Below are 20,948 nucleotides of genomic sequence, written 5' to 3' on the forward strand. Positions count from 1 at the left end.
CAGCCACTAAGGCTGCCTTTTTCGTGTTATCAAATGAAGCGGAATGGGTCTGTATTCAGCCTGGATGGAATGAATTCCACATCGAAGTTCTTTTCGCGGCACGTTTTTTCAAGGAATCGTGCCACCCCTTTTTTCATAACCTTTTCAACATTGTGGCCGGGATCGACGATATTCAGTCCAATCATCATCGCGTCATGGGCTGTATGGTAATACATATCACCTGTAACGTAAACATCGGCACCCTTGAATTTTGCTGTCGTAAAGTATTTATTGCCGTCTCCGCCCAAAACGGCCACTTTTTTTATCGGACTTTGCAAATCTCCCACGACACGCACCTTTTCAACATCGAGTGTCCGCTTCACATGTTCGGAAAATTGTTCAAGCGTCATTTCTTCGGCAAGTACACCAATCTTTCCTAAGCCAAGTGACTCCCCTTTATTCTCCAGTTTATATATATCGTAAGCAACCTCTTCATATGGATGGGCTTTAATCATCTTAGCTAGTACTTTCTTCTCGATATTTTCCGGGAATATCGTTTCAATCCGCATTTCAGCTACTTCTTCAAGCCTTCCTTCAGAGCCGATAACCGGTTCACTGCCTTCACCTGGCAAGAAGCGTCCGGTACCTTCCCCCGAAAACGAACAATTGCTGTAGTTCCCGATCGCTCCGGCCCCCGCCTTGCCCAGGGCTTCCCTCACCTTTTGTTCGTCGGTCTTTGGAACATATACGACCAATTTCTTAAGAGCTGTCTCATAGGTTGGAATCAATACCTCTGTGTCCTGCAATTGAAGCGCTTCGGCAAGTAAATCATTCACTCCGCCCTTAGCAACATCCAAATTGGTATGTGCAGCGTAAACAGCGATATCATGTTTGATCAGCTTTTCGATGATGCGGCCTCCAGCTGTGTTTGTATCGATCCTTTTCAATGGTCGGTAAATTAACGGATGGTGGGCAATGATCAATTCCACGCCATGTTCGATCGCTTCGTCTACAACCTCTTCCAGCACATCAAGGGCAATCAGCACTTTAGTAACCGGCTTATTTAGCTGCCCGACATGCAGCCCGATTGGATCTCCCTCCATTGCATAATGCTTTGGGGAGAATTGTTCAAACATCTCAATGATTTTGTGACCATTCACTGTCTTCAACCTTTAAGCACCTCCTCGATTACCGAAATTTGAGATTTCAATTCATTGCGCTTCGTTTCCAGTCCGCTTCTTCCGCTTTCATCCAATTGTTCAATGATTCTCTCCAAATGTTTTTTCTCAAGCTGCCATTTTTTTATGAAAATATCACTGAATTGCTCTCTTAAGAATGGACCGAAAGTGAGGCCCGTTTGCTTGTTTACACCATAAGGGCGGAGCGGGTCTCCTTTTTTGGCAATTAAGATCTCATAGATCTTCCCATCTTCCTCAAGGATCTCCTCTCCACAAAGCTCCCAGCCGTTTTCAATTAGCCAGCTGCGAACATTCGCTGCACCGACATTAGGCTGAAGGATTAGCCTTTCTGCCTTGCCGAGTTTCGCTTTTCCGCTTTCCAATATACTTGATATTAAAGTCCCTCCCATGCCTGCAATCGTAATGCATGTCGCTTCATCGGGATTCAATACTTCAAGCCCATCTCCTTTACGGACCTCTATCTTGTCTCCAAGACCCGTCATTGCCACTTGCTTGCGTGCTGACTGATAGGGTCCTTCTACAACCTCACCTGCTATGGCGCTGGCACACAAGCCGTTAGTCACCGCATAGCACGGCAAGTAAGCATGGTCTGATCCTATGTCTGCCAGGATGCTTCCTTTTGGTATATGTATGGCAACACGTTCTAATCTCATCGATAGTTTTTCATGATTCATATTTATCAACTCTCTTAATTCAAATAATGTCTTGCTATAATTACTTTCCCATTCGATTATACCAAGTTCAATCGAAAAATTACAGAAAGGAGGAATAGGATTCTTTCTATACATGGGCAAAAGAAAAACTGCTATCTGGAATCTTCCTTCTCCGAAAAATGAAAAACTGACTCAAAAAGTTCGCTTTCCAACGATTTCTTGAGTCAGTTTCATGACTTATTTCAGTCCATGAATATATTTGGCCATGGCGTCAATGTTCTGTTCTTCGACTAAACCTGATGGCATTGCACCTCGTCCATTAGTGATCACGTTTTTAACCTCGTCCACCGACAGACGATCGCCAACTCCTTTTAGAGCAGGCCCGACACCGCCTTGATAGGCATCACCATGACAAGAGATACAGTTTTGCTTATAAATGTCCTCAGGTGATGCTGAGGCACTTTCTGTTTCTTCTGTCTTTCCGCCGCCCTCTTTTTCCTTGGCAAGATCTTTGGCATCACCCAAACCTTTAAACGAAAGTAAAAACATAAGTCCAATACCAAAAACCATGATAATAATAAAAGGCATTACTGGATTGCGCTTCATAGTATTTCCTCCCCTATGTAGAACCTAAACTTACCATATTTAATATTATATACAAACAGCTATATATTATTTTACTTGAAAAGAGTTTCAAGTAAAAGCCCAAAAATAGAAGATATTATATAATTTCTTAAAATTGTCAAAAACTTATGTATATTTCCAAACAATTTTACTTTTTCTTACATATGTTTCATAATACCCAAAAATCATTATTTAAAACCGCTGGAGTGTCCTTGAATTATATTATTAAAAAGTAAAGAGTGACCAGTGCCCCAAGGCTTCCCGCTATGGAAAAATGGAGCAGCTTCAGCTTATAGCCCAATAAAATCCAGAGTCCGCAATTAATGAATAAGAAAATATAAAGGATACCCGCTTTGCCGGGTGCCATGAATTCCGCCAAACTGACAGTTAATAAAAGCAATGATAGTGCCATCCCCATCAACGCCATCTGAAAAATGACTTTCCTGCCTTTTAAGCGGCGGACTGCCAGCCCAAAGACAAGTATTGAAATTGTTGTCATAAGCATTTGCATTCTTATGGTTATTTCAGTAAAATAATTCAAAAATACAATAAATGCAAAAAAAGTTCCAATCAACACCCCGAAAAAGATGTCGTTTTTTTTGCTCACGGTTTCATTCGATTTTGATGGCGGAATTTCGCCTTGACCGTATAATGCAAGCAGGTAATTACAATATTGCTCCGGAAGCATACGACTTTCCTTCCAGGAGTTTATTTCTTGAATGATGATTTTCTTTCTCATTTCATCCATGAATCTCACATCCTCATGATGATCTTCTTTTTAACGGCTAAGCTTTTAAATCTTTTTCCTTTATATGGAAAACAGATAACCATTGTTCTGATTGGGATATTTTTACATCGAAATTAAAAAAAAGAGCCGCTCCCGAACGCTGGGCATTCAAAGAGGGCTCTGTTAAGGGCATATATTCTATTCAAGGAAATCTTTCAATCGTTTGCTTCTGCTTGGATGTCTCAGTTTACGCAGCGCCTTCGCTTCGATTTGACGGATACGCTCGCGGGTGACCCCAAACACTTTACCTACCTCTTCAAGAGTACGGGTACGGCCATCATCAAGTCCAAAGCGGAGTCTCAAGACGTTCTCTTCACGGTCAGTAAGAGTATCCAATACGTCTTCAAGCTGTTCTTTCAATAGTTCATATGCTGCATGCTCCGATGGGGAAGTCGCATCCTGATCTTCAATGAAATCACCTAAATGTGAATCGTCTTCTTCACCTATTGGCGTTTCCAATGAAACAGGCTCCTGAGCTATTTTCAAGATTTCACGAACTTTTTCGGGAGTCAGGTCCATATCCTCCGCAATTTCTTCCGGTGAAGGTTCACGTCCTAAATCCTGAAGAAGCTGTCTTTGGACACGAATCAATTTATTGATGGTTTCCACCATATGCACCGGTATCCGGATCGTTCTTGCTTGGTCGGCAATGGCACGGGTTATCGCTTGGCGAATCCACCATGTTGCATACGTACTGAATTTGAATCCCTTGCGGTAATCAAATTTTTCCACAGCTTTGATAAGTCCCATATTACCTTCCTGAATCAAATCAAGGAAAAGCATTCCGCGTCCGACATAACGCTTGGCGATACTGACAACAAGACGTAGGTTAGCTTCTGCCAAACGGCGTTTCGCTTCTTCATCTCCATCTTCAATTCTCGTCGCCAAAGAGATTTCCTCTTCTGCAGATAAAAGGTCGACCCGGCCAATTTCCTTTAAATACATGCGTACTGGGTCATTAATTTTCACGCCAGGAGGAACACTTAAATCATTTAAGTCAAACTCTTCTTCTTTTGCAAGTTTCTTCTCATCTGGATCATCTTCATCTTCGTCTTCCTCACCATCAGTGAGTATTTCGACGCCGTTTTCTGCTAACACCTCATAGAACTCATCCATTTGATCGGAATCCAACTCAAAACCGCCAATCATTTCAGCGATTTTTTCTAAAGTCAAAGAGCCTCGTTTTTTACCTAGCTCTAGTAGTTTTTCTTTCACCTGTTCAAGGCTAAATTCATTATCAACTTGTTTGGAACGTGCTGGTTTTTCAGCCATTAGTTCCCCTCCTTCCAGGACTTACACCTAAACGACTACAACATTTTACGCAATTTAATGATTTCCATGGCAATTTGTGCAGCAGTGACATAATCACTTCGTCTAACTGCATCTTTTTCTTCAACTTGTTTTTCTTTTATCTTTAACAACTTTTCATATTTCAACACTTGATTTATACAATCGGTCAGTTCTTTATCGGTAACTTCCTCATTCACTGACATCATTTCTATTTCCGAAACGATCCTTCTCAAGTTTGGATCCGGTAAATAAGTAAGGAAAAAGCTTGTATCCGGTTCGTGTCCATCTTCATAGAACGCATATAAATAGGTGATGATTGCCTGATGTTCATCTACATGAAAGACCGTTTGCCCAAGCAACTGCTGAATTTTGAAAGTCATATCCCTGCTTTTCAGCATATGGGCAATCAACTTCGTTTCAGCATTATGGTGAGCAGGTTTTAACTTATGCTCATATTGCAGGGCCATTTTCTTTTGGACTGCTGGCTGCGGCAATGTCCCCTTCTTGCGTTCCGTAAAGAACACCTGACGCTGCTGCTGTTCCAGCGCATCCAATGAAAGGGAAAATTCAGAGGATAGCTGCCGGAGATAATGATCCCTCTCCACTGCATTGGGCAATCGCGAAATTTCTTTAAGGACTTCTTCGATATATTGAATTCGATCTCCTTCATTATTTACATTTTTCCCTCGGCGCAAATAATGCATTTTGAATGCCATGTAGGTTAAACTGGCCCCTATTACTTCAGAAACAAAGCTTTTTTCACCGAATTCCTTTATGTAGTCATCGGGGTCCAGGTTATCAGGCATGAGAGCGACTTTCACGGAAAACTCATGGTCCTGTAGCATATTGACTGCACGATTGGCAGCGTTCAATCCCGCTGAGTCCGAATCGTAGCAAATAAGTATCTGGTCAGTATTTCTTTTTAAAAGCTGAATATGCTGGTCCGTCAGGGCAGTGCCCATTGTAGCGACCGCATTCTCCACACCTGCGCCAACTGCTGAAATGCAATCGGCAAAGCCTTCAAAAATGACTGCTTGTTCTTTCTTTCGTATGTGGGGTCTTGCATGATGGAAATTATATAAAGTTTTACTTTTATTAAAGATTGGCGTTTCAGGACTATTCAAATATTTGGGCTCATCGTCCCCCATTGCTCTTCCTGAAAACGCAATCGTATTTCCTTGATGATCCATAATTGGAAACATGACTCTATTTCTGAAACGGTCAAAATATGACTCGTCTTTTTCCCTGAAAATAATAAGCCCTGCCTGCTCCATGTATTCCGCTGGAAACCCGCGTTTTAAAAGAAACTTGGACACGAAGTCCCATGAATCCAAGGAGTAGCCAATTTGGAACTTTTCTATCGTCTCTTCAGTAAACCCTCGTTTAAGTAAATATTCGAGAGCATCCTGCCCCTCTTTCGTATTAACGAGGAGATGGTGATAAAACTTCCTCAGCAGGTCATGGGCTTCAACCATTTGCTGAGCGCCTGCCGGCATGTTGGAACGCTTGGAATCCTTATTGATTTCAACTTCCAAAGGAACATTTCCTTTTTCAGCTAAAACTTTTGCAGATTCCACAAAGCTATAGCCTTCTATATCCATTAAGAAGGTAAAAATATTTCCGCCTGCCCCGCAACCGAAACAGTGAAAGATTTGTTTTTCCGTTGAAACGGAAAACGAGGGCGAGTTTTCACCATGAAAAGGACATAGGCCAAAGTAATTGCGCCCCTGCTTCTTCAGCTGGACATACTCCCCAATTAAATCAACAATGTCAACAGCTTCACGAATTTGATTAATTTTCTCATCTTCTATACGGCCATTTATCATTTTTCCACCTTGCAATATTGGTGATAGTTTCTTATTCGATACTGTTTCCTAATTCCCTGCAAAGTTCGACAATGTTTTCATAAGTTTATTTGTAAAACATGCACGATCTTCCTTTGTGAATGCTTTCGGCCCTTTCGTATGCTTACCCTGCCTGCGGAGTTTCGCCGACTGATAACGCATATCCAAAAGCATGAAAATATTCTCTTCCGTGTATTCTTTTCCCCTTGGCGAAAGGACATAAACGTTTTTAGGAAGCAGTGTCCCAGCCAAACCAATATCTGCAGTAACGACAATATCACCCTTTTTTACTGAGTTTACTATATAAAGATCTGCCGCTTCTTTGTCTGCATCGACATATACCCATTTACCTTCAGGGTTATTCATCATATTTTTATATGATGCAACAAAACAGACTTCAATTTCGTGCAAACTTGCACAATGAAGGATTTCGTCTTTCACCGGGCATGCATCGGCATCGACGTGTATCGTAGGTTTATTATTCATACCTTCTAATTCTACATCTTTCTGCATAATCCTTTTTCTCCCCTAAACTTTATGAAGATATGGTGAATTTCCAGCATGATTCAAAGCGTTCCCTCTAAAAGAGCAAACATTATCCTTCAAAGAATACCTGTTTATGCATGTGAAAGCACCTCATTTGCCTTGAAAAAGACCAGCCCTTCCTGAATTATACGGAACATGTCGAATTATTTTTATGATAAAAACCTTGACATCTCATTAACCTTTAGTTTATTCCTTATTAATTAAGTCTAAACCTTAAGATTACTTTTTTCTCACAATTTTTTATTATAGTCTATTTGATTAGAAGATGCCAACATTTAAATCCCGAATGTGTTTTCATGCAAATCAATGGATTTGCACGAGGAAACTAAGAGGAATTTTATGTAATTATTTTGAATTTATTCTTATTAATCCCTTATTTGACCTTGGCATTAAAATGTGAGCTGACACATAGAGTGTCTAGCTCACATTTTGATTTGCCTTAATTTAAGGATCAACGGTTTTTGTTTTGAAGGATATTGATGATTAAATTGGCTGTTTCTTCAACAGCTTTATTGGTTACATCAATGATAGGACAATTCAGCCTTGATATGATTTTATCAAAGTATGTCAATTCTTCTTTTATGCGCTCCACATTTGCGTAAATGGCATGATCATTGAGCCCAAGTGACTTTAATCGTTCTTTACGAATATGGTTCAGCTTTTCCGGGCTGATCTTTAAACCAATGCATTTTTCAGGAGGTACCAGGAACAGCTCTTCTGGCGGTTCCACTTCAGGCACTAAAGGTACGTTCGCCACTTTATAGCGTTTGTGGGCTAAATATTGTGATAATGGCGTTTTGGAAGTGCGTGAAACACCCACAAGGACGATATCTGCACGTAAAATGCCGCGAGGGTCACGTCCGTCATCATATTTTACAGCAAATTCAATGGCTTCCACACGCTTGAAATAGTCATCATCCAGCTTTCTTACCAGACCAGGTTCATTAAGCGGCCCTTTTGGGGCCCTTTCCTGAAGGATGTCCATGAGCGGCCCTAAAATGTCATAAGCAGCCAGGTTTTCTTTCTCGACCTGTGCTTTCATATACGCTCTAATTGCTGGCTTCACCAGAGTATAAGCAATGATTGCCCCATCCAACTTAGCCAGTGATATCACTTCATCCACGTTTTGTTCATCTTCAATATACGGAATTCTCTTTATGGAAAAAGCAGATCCCGAGAACTGGCTTGCAGCGGCTTTTGTGACCAATTCCGCTGTTTCTCCTACTGAATCCGATACAACATATATAATAGAACCGTTCATATTCTCCGTCATTCCTTTTGCAAGCCCCCTAATAGCCTTCATCAGCCAAAGCTACGAATGCTTTCGTAATATTGGTTTTTGTAATCCTTCCAATTACTTCATAGCCTTTTTCTGTGTCTTTGACGACCGGTAATGAGTCGATTTGTTTATCAATCAGTTTTTTGGCAACATCAATCAAAAGATCTTCTTTTGAACACATTGTAATATTGGGCATCCTAGTCATGATGATATTGACTGGAATGGAGTTAAGCTCTTGTTTCCCAATACTCGCACGCAATAAGTCTTTCCTTGATAAGACACCAACAAGCAATGCGTGCTTATCGACGACGAACATTGTTCCGACATCTTCTAAAAACATCATGACGATTGCATCGTATACGGAAATGCCCTCGTCAACGACGACGGGTATCGATTGGTAGTCCCGTACATAAAGATGGTTAAGGCTATCTGTCAAAAGCTGTGTCCCTGACCTGCCTGTATAGAAATACCCCACTCTGGGCCGGGCATCAAGAAAACCTGCCATCGTTAAAATCGCTAAATCCGGGCGAAGTGTCGCCCTGGTAAGGTTCAATCTATCCGCAATATGTTCTCCAGTAATCGGTCCGTTTTCTTTTACAATTTGTAAAATTTGTTCCTGACGCTTATTCAATTGGATTATAATCACCACCCCACTGCTTTCGCAGAGTAAAGTAACAAAAGTTATTCATTTAATAATTATATACTAAATAATTTAATTAGGGCATTTTTGTCCTATTTATTGAGCATTTATCTTTTTAAGAAATCGGAAACCCATATTCAAAGGGTTTCCGATTCCATACATCCTTTCGATCATGTAAGGATGATTTTATTCATGGCAGCAAAACCTGCAACCAAATCACTGATTTCCTTCATTAAGGATAAACGGTTGTTGCGGATTGCTTCATCCTCTGCCATGACCATTGTATTCTCGAAATATGACTCTATTTCCGATTGAAGCGAAACAAGCTCTTCAAACCGATCATTCTCATCTTTAGATTCCATATAACGCATTGCCACTTTTTGATATTTTACATATAACGCATTTTCTTGATCATTTTCAAAGGCAGCAGGGTCGATCGTCACCTGATTGTCACATTTTACGGCAATGTTCATGACCCGGCTTAAAGCTTCCAGGCTTTCCTTAAAGCCTGCTTCTTCTTTTTTCGCATCCAATACATGTGCACGTTCCACGATTGAGTGGATATAACCGATCTCATTGAACAAAACTGCGTCAATCAAATCGTAACGGATTTGCTGTTCTTGAAGCATGTGTTTGACACGTGCTTTAAAGAATGTGAACATATCCGCTTTAACTTCTTCAAGATCACGTTTTAAGATACCTTTTGATTCCGGTCCTTTAAGACCTAAAACAATAAGCTCCTCTAATGAAATATTCCATTTCTTCTCAGCTAGAATTTGGACGACACCGCTCGCCTGCCTTCTTAATGCGTAAGGATCCTGGGAACCTGTCGGGATGACGCCAATAGCGAAGAACGAAGACAATGTATCAATTTTTTCAGCCAAACTCACAACCGCGCCAATGACTGAAGGCGGTACAGCATCATCCGCATGCCTTGGCATATAATGTTCATTGATAGCCGCGGCCACTTCTTTGGCTTCCCCTTTTAAGAGAGCATATTTTTCACCCATATACCCTTGCAATTCAGGGAATTCATAAACCATATTACTTACCAAATCGAACTTGGCAATTGCCGCTGTACGAAGCGCCATTTCTTTTTCCGCCTTTAAATTCAAAGCATCCGCAAGAGCACCGGTCACTTCAGTTACCCGGGCAGTTTTCTCGGCCAATGTACCGATTTCTTCATGATAAACGATGCTGTCAAGCTTTTTCAAAGCATCCGAAATCTCTTTTTTCTGATCTTCTTTATAGAAAAATGCTGCATCCGATAAGCGGGCACGCAATACTTTTTCATTACCTTTAGAAACCTTATCCAAATGGCGGTCATCGCCGTTGCGCACGGTTACAAAGTAAGCAAGCAGGTTCCCTTCCTGATCTTTAACAGGGAAATAACGTTGGTGTTCCTTCATTGATGTGATAAGCACCTCAGCAGGAAGCTCAAGGAATTCTTCTTCAAAATGTCCAAATAACACCGTTGGATACTCTACCAAATTATTTACCTCTTCAAGCAGATCTTCATCGACAGGGATGATCCAGCCTTTCTCCTGCTCAAGCTCTTTAATCTGATCCAATATAACTTGCCGGCGTTTATCTGGATCTGCCATTACAAATTGTTCTGTCAGCGTATCTTCGTACCGTTCCGGCTGCTCGATGATGGCGCTATTGCCTAAGAAACGATGTCCTTTTGTTTCACGGCCCGTTTCCACATCAGCAATGCTGAATGGCACTATTTCATTGCCAAATAAGGCAATCAGCCATTTAATCGGACGGACGAAGCGGAGCTCCTGATTGGCCCAGCGCATATTTTTCGGGAACGTCATGCCGCTGATGATTTCAGCAAGCTCAGATAAAAGCTGAACTGTCTGCTGTCCTTTTATGAATTTATTCACATGGACATATTCAACACCCTTGAGTTCTTTAAAATATATGTCCTCTGAAGTCATGCCTTGACCCCTGACGAATCCCAATGCTGCTTTAGACCAGTTGCCTTCGCTGTCCAACGCGATTTTTTTTGCCGGACCTTTTGCCTCTTCTTCGATATCCTTTTGGGATTCTTCCACGTCCTTCACCAATACGGCCAAACGTCTTGGTGTGGAAAAAGCTTCAACCGTCCCGAATTCTATCGCTTTTTCCGTTAGCCATTTCTGCACTTTATCGGACAACTGTTTCATTGAGGCTGTCACAAAACGGGCAGGCAGCTCTTCCAATCCAATCTCCAATAACAAATCACGCTTGCTCATTTGTATTCTCCCCTTTCACTTTCAGGATCGGGAAGCCTAATTTTTCCCGCTCTTCATAGAAGGTTTTTGCAACCTTACGCGCTAAGTTACGGCACCGGGCAATATAACCCGTTCTTTCCGTCACCGAGATGGCACCTTTGGCATCCAAAAGGTTAAATGTATGGGAACATTTCAAAACATAATCATATGCAGGATGTACAAGTCCTTCTTCCATTTGTCGATGCGCTTCCTTTTCATACATCGTGAAAAGCTGAAACAGCATGTCAAGGTCGGAGGTTTCGAACGTATATTTCGAATGTTCATATTCCGGCTGACCAAATATATCGCGGACAGTGAATCCATTTGTCCATTCTAGGTCAAATACGTTTTCCTTATCTTGAATGTAAGAGGCGAGACGTTCGATCCCGTATGTAATTTCCACGGAAACCGGTTTACACTCAAGGCCGCCCACCTGTTGGAAATATGTAAATTGCGTGATTTCCATTCCATCAAGCCACACTTCCCAACCGAGTCCGGCACACCCTAGGGATGGATTTTCCCAATTGTCCTCCACAAAGCGAATATCATGCTCGAGCGGATTTATCCCTAAAGCACGTAATGAATCCAAATACAGCTCTTGGATATTGTCAGGCGACGGCTTCATGATCACTTGGAACTGATGATGCTGATACAGTCGATTAGGGTTCTCACCATAACGACCGTCAGCAGGACGGCGGGAAGGCTCTACGTAAGCCACGCTCCAAGGCTCCGGTCCAATGGCTCTCAGGAACGTGTATGGGCTCATCGTTCCTGCCCCTTTCTCGACATCATAAGCATTCATCAATATGCAGCCTTGCTCAGACCAATGCTTTTGTAACGTTAAAATCATATTTTGAATATTCATCGTACACCTCCAGGTTATTTAAACGGCTTTTAGAATATAGGTCGGAAACCCATTACATTTTGGCAAACAAAAAACTCCCGTCCCTATGCGAAATGCATAGGGACGAGAGTTTACCCGCGGTTCCACCCTAATTGCCGTTTACAAAACGGCCTCTTTTCAAAGCAACATGCTCCGGAAACGCCCTTCCCTGTAAATCCATATCCCGGCTTCCACCGTCCCGGGTTCGCTTTTTATGGAGAATGACAGATACTCTTTTCCATCAACGCAATCTTCTTATTTTGATGATTAGAATTTTATACAAACTAGCATGGAATGTCAATAGGTCAGAACCTAAAACATATCTTTCATCGTATCAATCTGTTTCAGGAACTTTTTTGATTTCAGAAGCAGACCGGAATATTCCTCATAATATGCATCGATGATCTTCCGCAGTTCTTTTTTCGTTTCAGGCTTGACGGAAATGTTTCCGAGCCTTGATAAATCTAAATAATAAAAAATCCGAAGCAATTTGACGGCTGCAGGTGAAATTTTAAAATGATAAGGGTCTTTCCCCAGACAGCGGTGACAAATAAAGCCCGCTTCCCGAAGCGAGAAGGAGAATTCCCCTTCCGTTTCACCACATACGGCACATTGATTCAGCACTGGGTTAATCCCATTGACGGGCAGCATCTTCATTTCAAAAATGAATGTCAAAACCTCCGCGTCATATTCCTCGTTTATGTAATGCAAGGTTTGCGAAAGCAATTCATACAAATATGGATTCGGTTTCTTATCCTCGACGCTTTTATCAAGCAATTCAACAATATATGAAGCATAAGCGGTGGCAAAAAGATCCTCCCTTATGAAACGGAGTGAATCGACCATTTCGCCTTGCTGAAGACTGCCGAGTCCTGTTGATGTGGTTACAAGAAAATACCCGGAGCAAAAAAGCTGTGTGACGGCAGAAAGCCTGCTGTTAGGTTTACTGGCCCCTCTCGCCATGACGCCAATTTTCCCTAGCTCACGGGTATATATAGTAATGATTTTGTTGTTTTCTCCATATGCAGTTCGCCTTATGACAATGCCCTCACATTTTTGGAGCATACCAAGACACCACCCATGCTCGCCAAGGCTAACCTATGAAACAGGAAAATCAATTTCTGCTAGCTCATCATTCAATCCCAAGTGTCTTTCCTGTCTTTCGACTTCTATCTCCTTAAACAGCAAATAGGTGTCCACATTACCTGTTTCAGTGAATAATTCCCAGGTAAAATCCAACATATAAAGCCCACCTTTCATTTTTAACTAGCAATATGAATATCCGACCATATGATTAGCTTGACCGTTTTCCTAACTTTCATGATGCGTAAATTTTGTTAATTAATACTCGCTTTCATTGAAGCCGTAATCACGAAGCTGGCTTGCTTTGTTACGCCAATCCTTCTGTACCTTCACCCACAGTTCCAAGAAAACTTTAGAGCCCAATAGGTTTTCGATATCCACCCTGGCACGGCTTCCGACTTCTTTAAGCATTTTCCCTTGCTTTCCGATGACAATGCCTTTTTGTGAATCCCGTTCGACAACGATAGTCGCCATGACATTGATGGTGTCGCTATTGTCCATCTTTTTAATTGAATCGATGACAACAGCCACTGAATGCGGAATTTCTTCCCGTGTCAGGTGCAGTACCTTCTCGCGGACCAATTCGGAAATGATAAAACGTTCAGGATGGTCGGTCACTTGGTCAGCTGGATAGAACTGGGGACCTTCAGGCAGATGCTCTTTGATTTGTTCAAGCAGGGTATCCACATTATTCCCTTCAAGCGCAGAAATCGGAACGACTGCCGCAAAAGGGTAAAGTTGTTGATATTTTTCAATGATCGGAAGTAAATCATCTGGATGCATCGCATCGATTTTGTTTACGACCAGGAAAACAGGCGTTTTTACGGATTGAAGTTTTTCGATGATGAACTCGTCACCGCGTCCGTATCCTTCAGTCGCATTGATCATGAAGAGAATCAAATCGACTTCCTTCAATGTATTCGTTGCCACTTTCATCATGAAGTCGCCAAGCTTATGCTTTGGTTTATGAATGCCGGGTGTATCGATGAAAATCATTTGTGAATCGTTTTGCGTAAGTACACCCTGGACCTTATTTCTTGTAGTTTGCGGTTTATCACTCATAATGGCGATTTTCTGGCCGATGACCCGATTCAGGAATGTACTTTTTCCAACATTAGGTCGTCCAATTATTGAAATGAAACCTGATTTGTAACCTTTTACTTGTGTATCGTCAAATAGTTTATCCATTTAAATCCTCCGGTGAAAAAGCTCCTGGAAGCAATTCCTGTACTGTTAGTTCTTTTATATCCCCATGTAAGTTGGTCAAAACGACCGGCATATCCTTTTCGCACAGTTCTGAAATAACCTGCCTGCATGCCCCGCATGGAGCGACGGGACCATCGGTATCCGCCACGACTGCAAGTTTGGTGAATTTTTTATCGTCATGGGCATAAGCGCTGAATAAAGCTGTCCTTTCGGCGCAATTACACATGCTGTATGCAGCATTTTCTATATTACAACCATGATAGACCTTTCCATCAGCGGTTAAAAGGGCTGCCCCCACCTTAAACTTGGAGTAAGGCACATAAGCTTTATCCCTTGCTTTTTTAGCTTCCTCAATCAATTCTTTTGTATTCAATTCACATCTTCCTTTCAAATTGAGTACCATTTCGGCAACCTACAGGCCAACCTTAGGCAAAAAGATAATCAATCCAACTATTATAGAAAATATAGCATATATGAATACAGCTCCGGCTGCAATATCTTTTGCCTGCTTGGCAAGCGGATGGATTTGGTCCGTTACCAGGTCCACTACCCTTTCAATCGCGGAATTAACGAGCTCCAACGTAATCGTACCGGCTATGGCCGCCAAAATGAAAAGCCACTCCATCCCATTCAATGAGAAGTGCCAACCAAAGAATACGACGATTGCCGTTAACGCGAAATGGATCTTGATATTGCGTTCAGTCCGAACAGCCTCCAAAATTCCCTGACAGGCGAAAGAGAAACTTTTTAATAAAGGATACTTTTTTTTATCCTTCTCTTGAAAGTCCATATTCTTCCAAGATCTCCTTTTGTTTTGTGAACATCACTTTTTCATCTTCTTCATTCATGTGGTCGAATCCCAATAAATGAAGAAAACCATGCAGTGCTAAAAATCCAAGTTCCCGGTCAAATGAATGACCATATTCTTCAGCTTGTTCTTTCGTGCGTTCAATGGAAATGATGATATCACCTAACATGCGGGGCATTTCCGCTCCGACAATTTCCACTTCATCTTCCCCCATTTCTTCAAGCGCAAAAGAAATGACATCTGTAGCTGAATCTTTATGACGATATTCTTTATTGATTTCCCGAATCCTATCATTGTCTACAAATGTAACAGACAGCTCGGTGTCTTTTTCAATGTTTTCTTTTCTTGCCGCAAATTGAAGAATGCTTTCAACAAGCTGCTGAGCTTCCTCCGTTACTTCATTCGTTTCATCCATTAAATCGATAGCTAAAATCATTCTTTCACCTTCTGTCCTAATTTATCCGGCTCCGGATATTCAATCCTGGAGTGGAAGATACCATTCAGCGATTCACATAAGGAATGCTTCACGATACTTAATTCTCTCATAGTAATGTCACATTCATCAAATTGTCCATCAGAAATCCTGTCCTGAATGATGAAACTTACCAGCTCTTCAATCTTCTCCGGAGTTGGGTGCTTCATCGACCTCACTGCAGCTTCCACACTGTCGGCTATGCCGATGACGGCCACTTCCTTCATGATCGCCCTCGGCCCGGGATATCGGTAGGCCGCCTCGAGTGTGGACTCATCCTGTTTTTTTGCCTTATGGTAGAAAAATTTCAATAATGTGGTCCCATGATGCTGCTCTGCAATATCCACAATCTCTTTCGGGAATTTGTGACTGCGCAGCATCTCCCCGCCATCTAAGGCATGGGCAATGATGACATCCCTGCTCGTTTCCGGCTGCAGCCGATCATGCGGGTTCTCTTCACTCATCTGATTTTCGATGAAGAAGTGCGGCCGCTTCGTTTTACCGATATCATGATAATAACTGCCGACCCTTGCCAGCAAGCCATTCGAGCCGATGGCTTCACAAGCCGATTCCGCCAAATTGGCGACCATTACACTATGATGATATGTACCCGGAGCCTCAATCAAGATCTTCCGCAATAACGGATGATTGGGATTCGCGAGCTCGATAAGCTTAATCGATGATAAAATCCCGAAACCAGCCTCGAAAAACGGTAACAGGCCCATTGTCAAAACGGCTGCACCCACTCCAGAACCTATGGCAGCAGAAGCATAATACAAGTACTCCATTCTAGTATAATGGCTGTCCATAATAAAGATGAGCGAAAAAACAAATGCCATATTGATTAAAGACAATAGCAGCCCCGCTACCAGCACCTTTGATTTGAAATTGGGCCTGGATAGGATGATGATTGCCGTCAATCCCCCGAAAATGATATAAAGCCCCATCGAGAAATCCAGATTTCCAGGTGTATCACCATTAAATATAATCGTACCATACGAACCTAACAATATGATCATTGCTACCGCTAACCTATCATTCAATAATATCTTGATGAGCATCGCCGCCATGGCACCCGGAAAAATGTATTCCAAGTTCGAGTTTTTCAGGTCTGCCAGAATGCTGACCGTTTTCATGGTAGCCATTGAAAGGATAAAGACAAGACTGAAGATCAATAACTGATTGTACTTGTTATCCTTTTTGGAAACGGAATAGTAGAAATAATAATAAAAAGCCGCAAAAGTCAGGAATATGAATAACAGCAGGCCGATATACGGGTAAATGGTGGACTCCGTATTTAAGAAGCCTGCCAGTTCAAGCTGCCTATATACATCCCTGTCCACTAACTGATTTTCTTCAACGATGATCTGGCCTTGAAGGATCCTGATCGGCTCCACGCTTTCGACCGCTTTCCTTCGCTGTTCCTCGGTTTTGTCCTTATCGAAAAATACATTCTGAATGATTGCCGTACGAGCAAGGGAAGTGGAGGCTTTTTTCATATCGCCACTAATGCTCATATAACCCAATTCCTCTACAACCTTTTTCTTGGCATTTTCGACGTCACTTGCAGCGATTCGGGAGCTCATCACATTATTCACTGCCGTAATGGTCGAATCCTTCGCTATTTTCAACTCATCTTCATCCGCCTGCACTAATGCTAGGAAAACGGATTCCTCGATATTTTTATTCACTTCATCAGTCAATTTTTCTTTTAATATCGAAACCTTTTGAGCATCCGTCTTTACGGTCTCTTTTTTATCCTCATCTTCTTTATGATTTTCATCGGGGTCCGTTTCTTTATTCACCTCAATCGCTGAATCGAAAATGGATGAAATCAGATCGACTTTATTTTTGGCATATTCTTTTTTTAAAGAATAAACATCCGCCACCTGTTTTGAAATCTCTTCTTTTTCCTGTTCCGTCTTATAGGTATCTTCCACAGTCTTGGTTGATCGGATCGTTTGTTCCGCAGGCTTAAAAAGCTCTACCTGAACCCTTTCCGGCTTCACATTGGAGAACATTAAACCATACGCAAACAAACCAAGTATGATGAACAAAAGCACTTGAAAAAAACGATGGACCAACAGCCCTTTTATTTGAGTGAAAAATTTCTGGATACGATTCAAGGAAGGTCCTCCTAAAAAAATGATGTTTATTATTCTAGATATGTAAAATCATAACAGTTTTCATATGAATTTTCACCTTCGTATTGATAAATGTAAAGGTTCTGTCATTTCATATCCACTTTTCCACCATAAAGTTCGTCATTTAGACACATCACGAAAAATCCGCCGATTGAAATGGCGGATTTTTTCTTATGACTTCGCCTGCTCGTAAGCAGTAATGATTTTAGCGACAAGCGGATGCCTTACTACATCACTTTGTTCAAAATAAACAAAGGAAAGGCCTTTAACATTCTTCAATATCTCTTCTACCCGGACAAGACCTGACTTCATGCCTTTTGGAAGGTCAATCTGGGTCCGGTCCCCCGTAATGACCATTTTCGATCCGAAACCAAGCCTGGTCAAGAACATCTTCATTTGGGCTTCCGTCGTATTCTGGGCTTCATCCAATATGACAAAGGCATCTTCAAGCGTACGACCCCTCATATAAGCCAGGGGAGCTATTTCGATCGTTCCGCGCTCTATCATCCTTAGCGTCTGTTCCATCCCCAGGAGGTCATGGAGAGCGTCATACAGCGGCCTTAGATAAGGATCTACCTTTTCCTTCAGATCACCAGGCAGGAAACCCAGGCTCTCCCCAGCTTCGACGGCAGGCCGTGTCAGGATGATCCGTTTAACATGTCCATTTTTCAAAGCATTAATGGCCATCACTACAGCAAGATAGGTCTTCCCGGTTCCGGCAGGCCCAATTCCAAATACAAGATCCAGTTTCTTTATTGCCTGAATATAGTATCTCTGCCCGATTGTTTTGACTTTAATGGATTTCCCCTTAGCCGTTTTAGCGATTTCCTCATCATATAATTCACCGAAATACTCCAATGTGCCTTTTCTTGCCAATTCAATTGCATAAAGCACATCTCTGGAACTGATTGCAATTCCTTTTCTGACTACAGTCAATAATGCCTTGAGGATTTCCTCCCCCATCGTTACCCGCTCGATATCACCGGCAACACTCACCGCTTCACCTCGGGTTATGACGGAAATGCCAAGTTCCTCTTCGAGCACTTTTACATTTGAATCTCCATTGCCCAATAACGCGATCGCTTCATTGGGTGATTCGATTTCGAGCTTAATTACTTTCACATCATCTGCCATTCGTTAGTCTCCTTGAATGATTGGCTGTCCAATCGCTATATCTTCAATAACTTGGTAATGTATAGACAATTTAACTTTACCATTCTCCATGCTTTCGTGCAAAATTTTTTCTTCGACGATTTCATCTTCCTCGTCTAAATGTTTTTTTAATTCTGCTTTGGCCATTTTCCTGCCTTCCTCCACCGCTTCTTTCTCCGTATAGCTTCGTACAATATCTTCCTTGCTCCTTAAGGTCACTTGTTTATAAGAAATCGGCAGCTCCCATTGAAGAAAGTGAAAAGGCCTCACTGTCGTTTCCTTTTCCTGTTTTTCATATCCCGGATCTTTGAAGCCCCATACCGGAAGGGAAAAGCCCCCCATTTTCAAAAAGTGCTTGCTCGTTTCATCTCCGTTAAAAACAGAAAACTTGGTTTTTAACGGAACTTCCACTTTCGCTTTATACCACGTTTTCCCTTTTATTACTCCCTTTGCGGATACAATTTCCTGTTTATCCTCTTTACCAATCAATCCTGAAACAAGAAGTTGTCCTTTTCCTACATAATCATTCACATTAACAATAGATTGTCCTTTTTCAACGAACATATCAGCGATGATCGCTTTTTTTGATGCTACCAAATTCTGTGGAGATGTTTTCTCGACCTCTTTAGGCTGCCGTTTTTCCACAACCCGAAAATGATATGTCGTTCCCTTTAGCTCGACCCCCACCCATGTCAATGCACCGATCCGGTCCGAGAGCTTACGCTGAATCGTATCCACATCATCAACAAAGAATTGCACTTTACCGATCTTCACGCCCATCTTGTCCAATTCTTTTCGGATGGCATGCTCGGTTGCCGGTTTGGCATCTTGAACCTCGATGCCCCATACCATATTGGAAAGTACAAATATACATAGCAGGAAAGCGATCATCCCCGCTAAAAACCCGCTGTTTTTCATGACTCTCTTCATCAGGAAAGGGAAACCCTTTCCCTGCATGAACTTTACTTTACAATCACTCTTACGCATGACCTGACGTAGTTTGGGGATATCCCTGATATCCATATGGAAAATCAGGGCTTCACTTCCGACACGCTTCACATCCCAGATATGAAGCCCCCTTCTCGTCAGCATATTAATTAACCGTTCTGCACCTTTTCCGTAAGCCTTCACCTTTACATAGCCTGTATAATAGTTTGTCCATTGGTTTTTCATGGAGACCTCCCGGGATCATTCATTGATAAAATAAACCTTGTCAATTTTGCCTTCGAGCATGATTTCTTCCGGCAAAATCGTCTTTATGACAAAGGCATTTCCCTTTATCAGCAACTGCCCATTTTTCAGCATCAATCGTACTTCGCTGTCTGTAAAAGCCAATAAGCCACGATGGTTTTCAATATAAATATGTAATTGTCCGATCATTGTAATTCGCGGCAGGTCCATCATGACATCTTGCGGAAGGTCCATTGTTTTGGTCATAAGCTGTTTCACTTTTTTTCCCCAATTGCGTGCCATAAAAAAGAACCCCCTTTCATCTCAATGTATGAAATGAAAGAGGGTTCTAGCACAAAATTATAAGTGAATGAAAGTCTATTTTTTCATGCTCATTTAATGAAGGTCTAAAAAAGCCCGGGGCTTCCGAATCACCTTCTGGACCTTTGAAGACTTCTCTTCGCCCTTGGCGGTCCCAGCACTTCTGACATGATGATGCCATCAATCAGCTGCTTTTTGCCAAAAGACGGTCCTTTGCGATAGACCGGACTGTTATTATCAGCAATCGTTGAAGTGAGTTGATCCGCCTTCGCTTTTTGATACAAACGCTCTTGATCGTACTTCTGCTGTAGCCGTCTAAGCTCCGCAATCCTTTTGTTCGCTTCGTTCGTCGTCTCATCGATCACTTCTGCAGCCTGTGCTGCCTGCTGTTCGACTTTCCTTACGGGAGCAGGTGCAGGTCTTTGCTGCTGATTCCCTTGCTGCATTTCACCTTGAAGCTCCTGCATGACCTCCTGCCATTTCTTTTTCGGAGGGGTGTTAGGATCTTGAGGCTGTTTTTTCTTTCCTAACATGGACGTTAAAATACCGATCAAGACAATGATAAGGAATGGGTTCTTGAGAAAGAAATCAATAAAATCTCCCATTTAAA

The 20,948-nt window shown here is 41.9% G+C and carries 22 protein-coding genes and 1 other annotated feature; all 22 genes read right to left on the reverse strand.

Going from position 1 to position 20,948, the window contains the following annotated elements; translation table 11 throughout:
• Nucleotides 1-29 precede the first annotated feature (29 nt).
• Nucleotides 30-1,148, reverse strand: a complete 1,119-nt coding sequence (locus OTG27_RS14470) for a Nif3-like dinuclear metal center hexameric protein (protein ID WP_268937279.1) — start codon at nucleotides 1,146-1,148, stop codon at nucleotides 30-32.
• Nucleotides 1,145-1,852 (reverse strand): tRNA (adenine(22)-N(1))-methyltransferase, encoded by a 708-nt coding sequence (locus tag OTG27_RS14475; protein ID WP_057278884.1) that lies wholly within the window; start codon nucleotides 1,850-1,852, stop codon nucleotides 1,145-1,147. Before OTG27_RS14475 ends, OTG27_RS14470 begins: the two co-directional genes overlap by 4 nt.
• 216 nt (nucleotides 1,853-2,068) lie before the next feature.
• Nucleotides 2,069-2,437 carry a cytochrome c550 gene (gene cccA / locus OTG27_RS14480; RefSeq protein WP_063575660.1) on the reverse strand — a complete coding sequence of 123 codons (369 nt, stop codon included), beginning with the start codon at nucleotides 2,435-2,437 and terminating at the stop codon, nucleotides 2,069-2,071.
• 235 nt (nucleotides 2,438-2,672) lie between these two features.
• The gene (locus OTG27_RS14485) at nucleotides 2,673-3,203 is read right to left on the reverse strand and encodes a hypothetical protein (RefSeq protein ID WP_268937280.1); all 531 of its coding nucleotides are present in this window, start codon (nucleotides 3,201-3,203) and stop codon (nucleotides 2,673-2,675) included.
• A 177-nt stretch (nucleotides 3,204-3,380) separates the two neighbouring features.
• Nucleotides 3,381-4,514, reverse strand: coding sequence for an RNA polymerase sigma factor RpoD (gene rpoD, locus OTG27_RS14490; RefSeq protein ID WP_034308477.1), 1,134 nt, complete (start codon nucleotides 4,512-4,514; stop codon nucleotides 3,381-3,383).
• A gap of 35 nt (nucleotides 4,515-4,549) precedes the next feature.
• On the reverse strand, nucleotides 4,550-6,358 hold the full coding sequence (gene dnaG / locus OTG27_RS14495; RefSeq protein ID WP_307730084.1) for a DNA primase: 1,809 nt from the start codon (nucleotides 6,356-6,358) through the stop codon (nucleotides 4,550-4,552).
• Nucleotides 6,359-6,406: 48 nt separating this feature from the next.
• Complete coding sequence (locus OTG27_RS14500) at nucleotides 6,407-6,862, reverse strand: YaiI/YqxD family protein (RefSeq protein WP_034311344.1); 456 nt, start codon at nucleotides 6,860-6,862, stop codon at nucleotides 6,407-6,409.
• A gap of 511 nt (nucleotides 6,863-7,373) precedes the next feature.
• Nucleotides 7,374-8,183, reverse strand: a complete 810-nt coding sequence (locus OTG27_RS14505; RefSeq protein WP_034311346.1) for a pyruvate, water dikinase regulatory protein — start codon at nucleotides 8,181-8,183, stop codon at nucleotides 7,374-7,376.
• Between the two features lie 28 nt (nucleotides 8,184-8,211).
• Complete coding sequence (gene ccpN / locus OTG27_RS14510; protein WP_034308483.1) at nucleotides 8,212-8,850, reverse strand: transcriptional regulator CcpN; 639 nt, start codon at nucleotides 8,848-8,850, stop codon at nucleotides 8,212-8,214.
• 161 nt (nucleotides 8,851-9,011) lie between these two features.
• Nucleotides 9,012-11,081 (reverse strand): glycine--tRNA ligase subunit beta, encoded by a 2,070-nt coding sequence (glyS, locus tag OTG27_RS14515; protein WP_268937281.1) that lies wholly within the window; start codon nucleotides 11,079-11,081, stop codon nucleotides 9,012-9,014.
• A complete protein-coding gene (glyQ, locus tag OTG27_RS14520) occupies nucleotides 11,068-11,964 on the reverse strand; it encodes a glycine--tRNA ligase subunit alpha (protein ID WP_054400193.1) in 897 nt (298 codons plus the stop codon). Before glyQ ends, glyS begins: the two co-directional genes overlap by 14 nt.
• Before the next feature lie 95 nt (nucleotides 11,965-12,059).
• Nucleotides 12,060-12,236: a binding site (T-box leader), on the reverse strand.
• 58 nt (nucleotides 12,237-12,294) lie between these two features.
• A complete protein-coding gene (gene recO, locus OTG27_RS14525; protein ID WP_034308490.1) occupies nucleotides 12,295-13,047 on the reverse strand; it encodes a DNA repair protein RecO in 753 nt (250 codons plus the stop codon).
• Nucleotides 13,048-13,080: 33 nt separating this feature from the next.
• Nucleotides 13,081-13,224, reverse strand: a complete 144-nt coding sequence (locus tag OTG27_RS14530; protein WP_065310843.1) for a YqzL family protein — start codon at nucleotides 13,222-13,224, stop codon at nucleotides 13,081-13,083.
• A 99-nt stretch (nucleotides 13,225-13,323) separates the two neighbouring features.
• Nucleotides 13,324-14,253, reverse strand: coding sequence for a GTPase Era (gene era / locus OTG27_RS14535; RefSeq protein WP_034308493.1), 930 nt, complete (start codon nucleotides 14,251-14,253; stop codon nucleotides 13,324-13,326).
• Nucleotides 14,246-14,644: a cytidine deaminase gene (locus tag OTG27_RS14540; protein WP_048685709.1), complete on the reverse strand. Its 399-nt coding sequence runs from the start codon at nucleotides 14,642-14,644 to the stop codon at nucleotides 14,246-14,248. The genes era and OTG27_RS14540 overlap by 8 nt, the downstream gene beginning before the upstream one ends.
• A 39-nt stretch (nucleotides 14,645-14,683) precedes the next feature.
• The gene (locus tag OTG27_RS14545; protein ID WP_034308499.1) at nucleotides 14,684-15,061 is read right to left on the reverse strand and encodes a diacylglycerol kinase family protein; all 378 of its coding nucleotides are present in this window, start codon (nucleotides 15,059-15,061) and stop codon (nucleotides 14,684-14,686) included.
• Nucleotides 15,039-15,515: an rRNA maturation RNase YbeY gene (ybeY, locus tag OTG27_RS14550; protein WP_034308501.1), complete on the reverse strand. Its 477-nt coding sequence runs from the start codon at nucleotides 15,513-15,515 to the stop codon at nucleotides 15,039-15,041. Before ybeY ends, OTG27_RS14545 begins: the two co-directional genes overlap by 23 nt.
• Nucleotides 15,512-17,677 (reverse strand): HD family phosphohydrolase, encoded by a 2,166-nt coding sequence (locus OTG27_RS14555; RefSeq protein WP_098865762.1) that lies wholly within the window; start codon nucleotides 17,675-17,677, stop codon nucleotides 15,512-15,514. Before OTG27_RS14555 ends, ybeY begins: the two co-directional genes overlap by 4 nt.
• Nucleotides 17,678-17,866: 189 nt before the next feature.
• A complete protein-coding gene (locus OTG27_RS14560) occupies nucleotides 17,867-18,829 on the reverse strand; it encodes a PhoH family protein (protein ID WP_268937282.1) in 963 nt (320 codons plus the stop codon).
• Nucleotides 18,830-18,832: 3 nt separating this feature from the next.
• Complete coding sequence (yqfD, locus tag OTG27_RS14565) at nucleotides 18,833-20,020, reverse strand: sporulation protein YqfD (protein ID WP_034308509.1); 1,188 nt, start codon at nucleotides 20,018-20,020, stop codon at nucleotides 18,833-18,835.
• A 15-nt stretch (nucleotides 20,021-20,035) separates the two neighbouring features.
• On the reverse strand, nucleotides 20,036-20,320 hold the full coding sequence (yqfC, locus tag OTG27_RS14570; protein ID WP_034308511.1) for a sporulation protein YqfC: 285 nt from the start codon (nucleotides 20,318-20,320) through the stop codon (nucleotides 20,036-20,038).
• Between the two features lie 128 nt (nucleotides 20,321-20,448).
• Nucleotides 20,449-20,943, reverse strand: coding sequence for a hypothetical protein (locus tag OTG27_RS14575; protein WP_057278841.1), 495 nt, complete (start codon nucleotides 20,941-20,943; stop codon nucleotides 20,449-20,451).
• Nucleotides 20,944-20,948 lie beyond the last annotated feature (5 nt).

It is taken from the genome of Peribacillus sp. AS_2 (assembly GCF_026891895.1).
GTDB lineage: Bacteria > Bacillota > Bacilli > Bacillales > DSM-1321 > Peribacillus > Peribacillus frigoritolerans.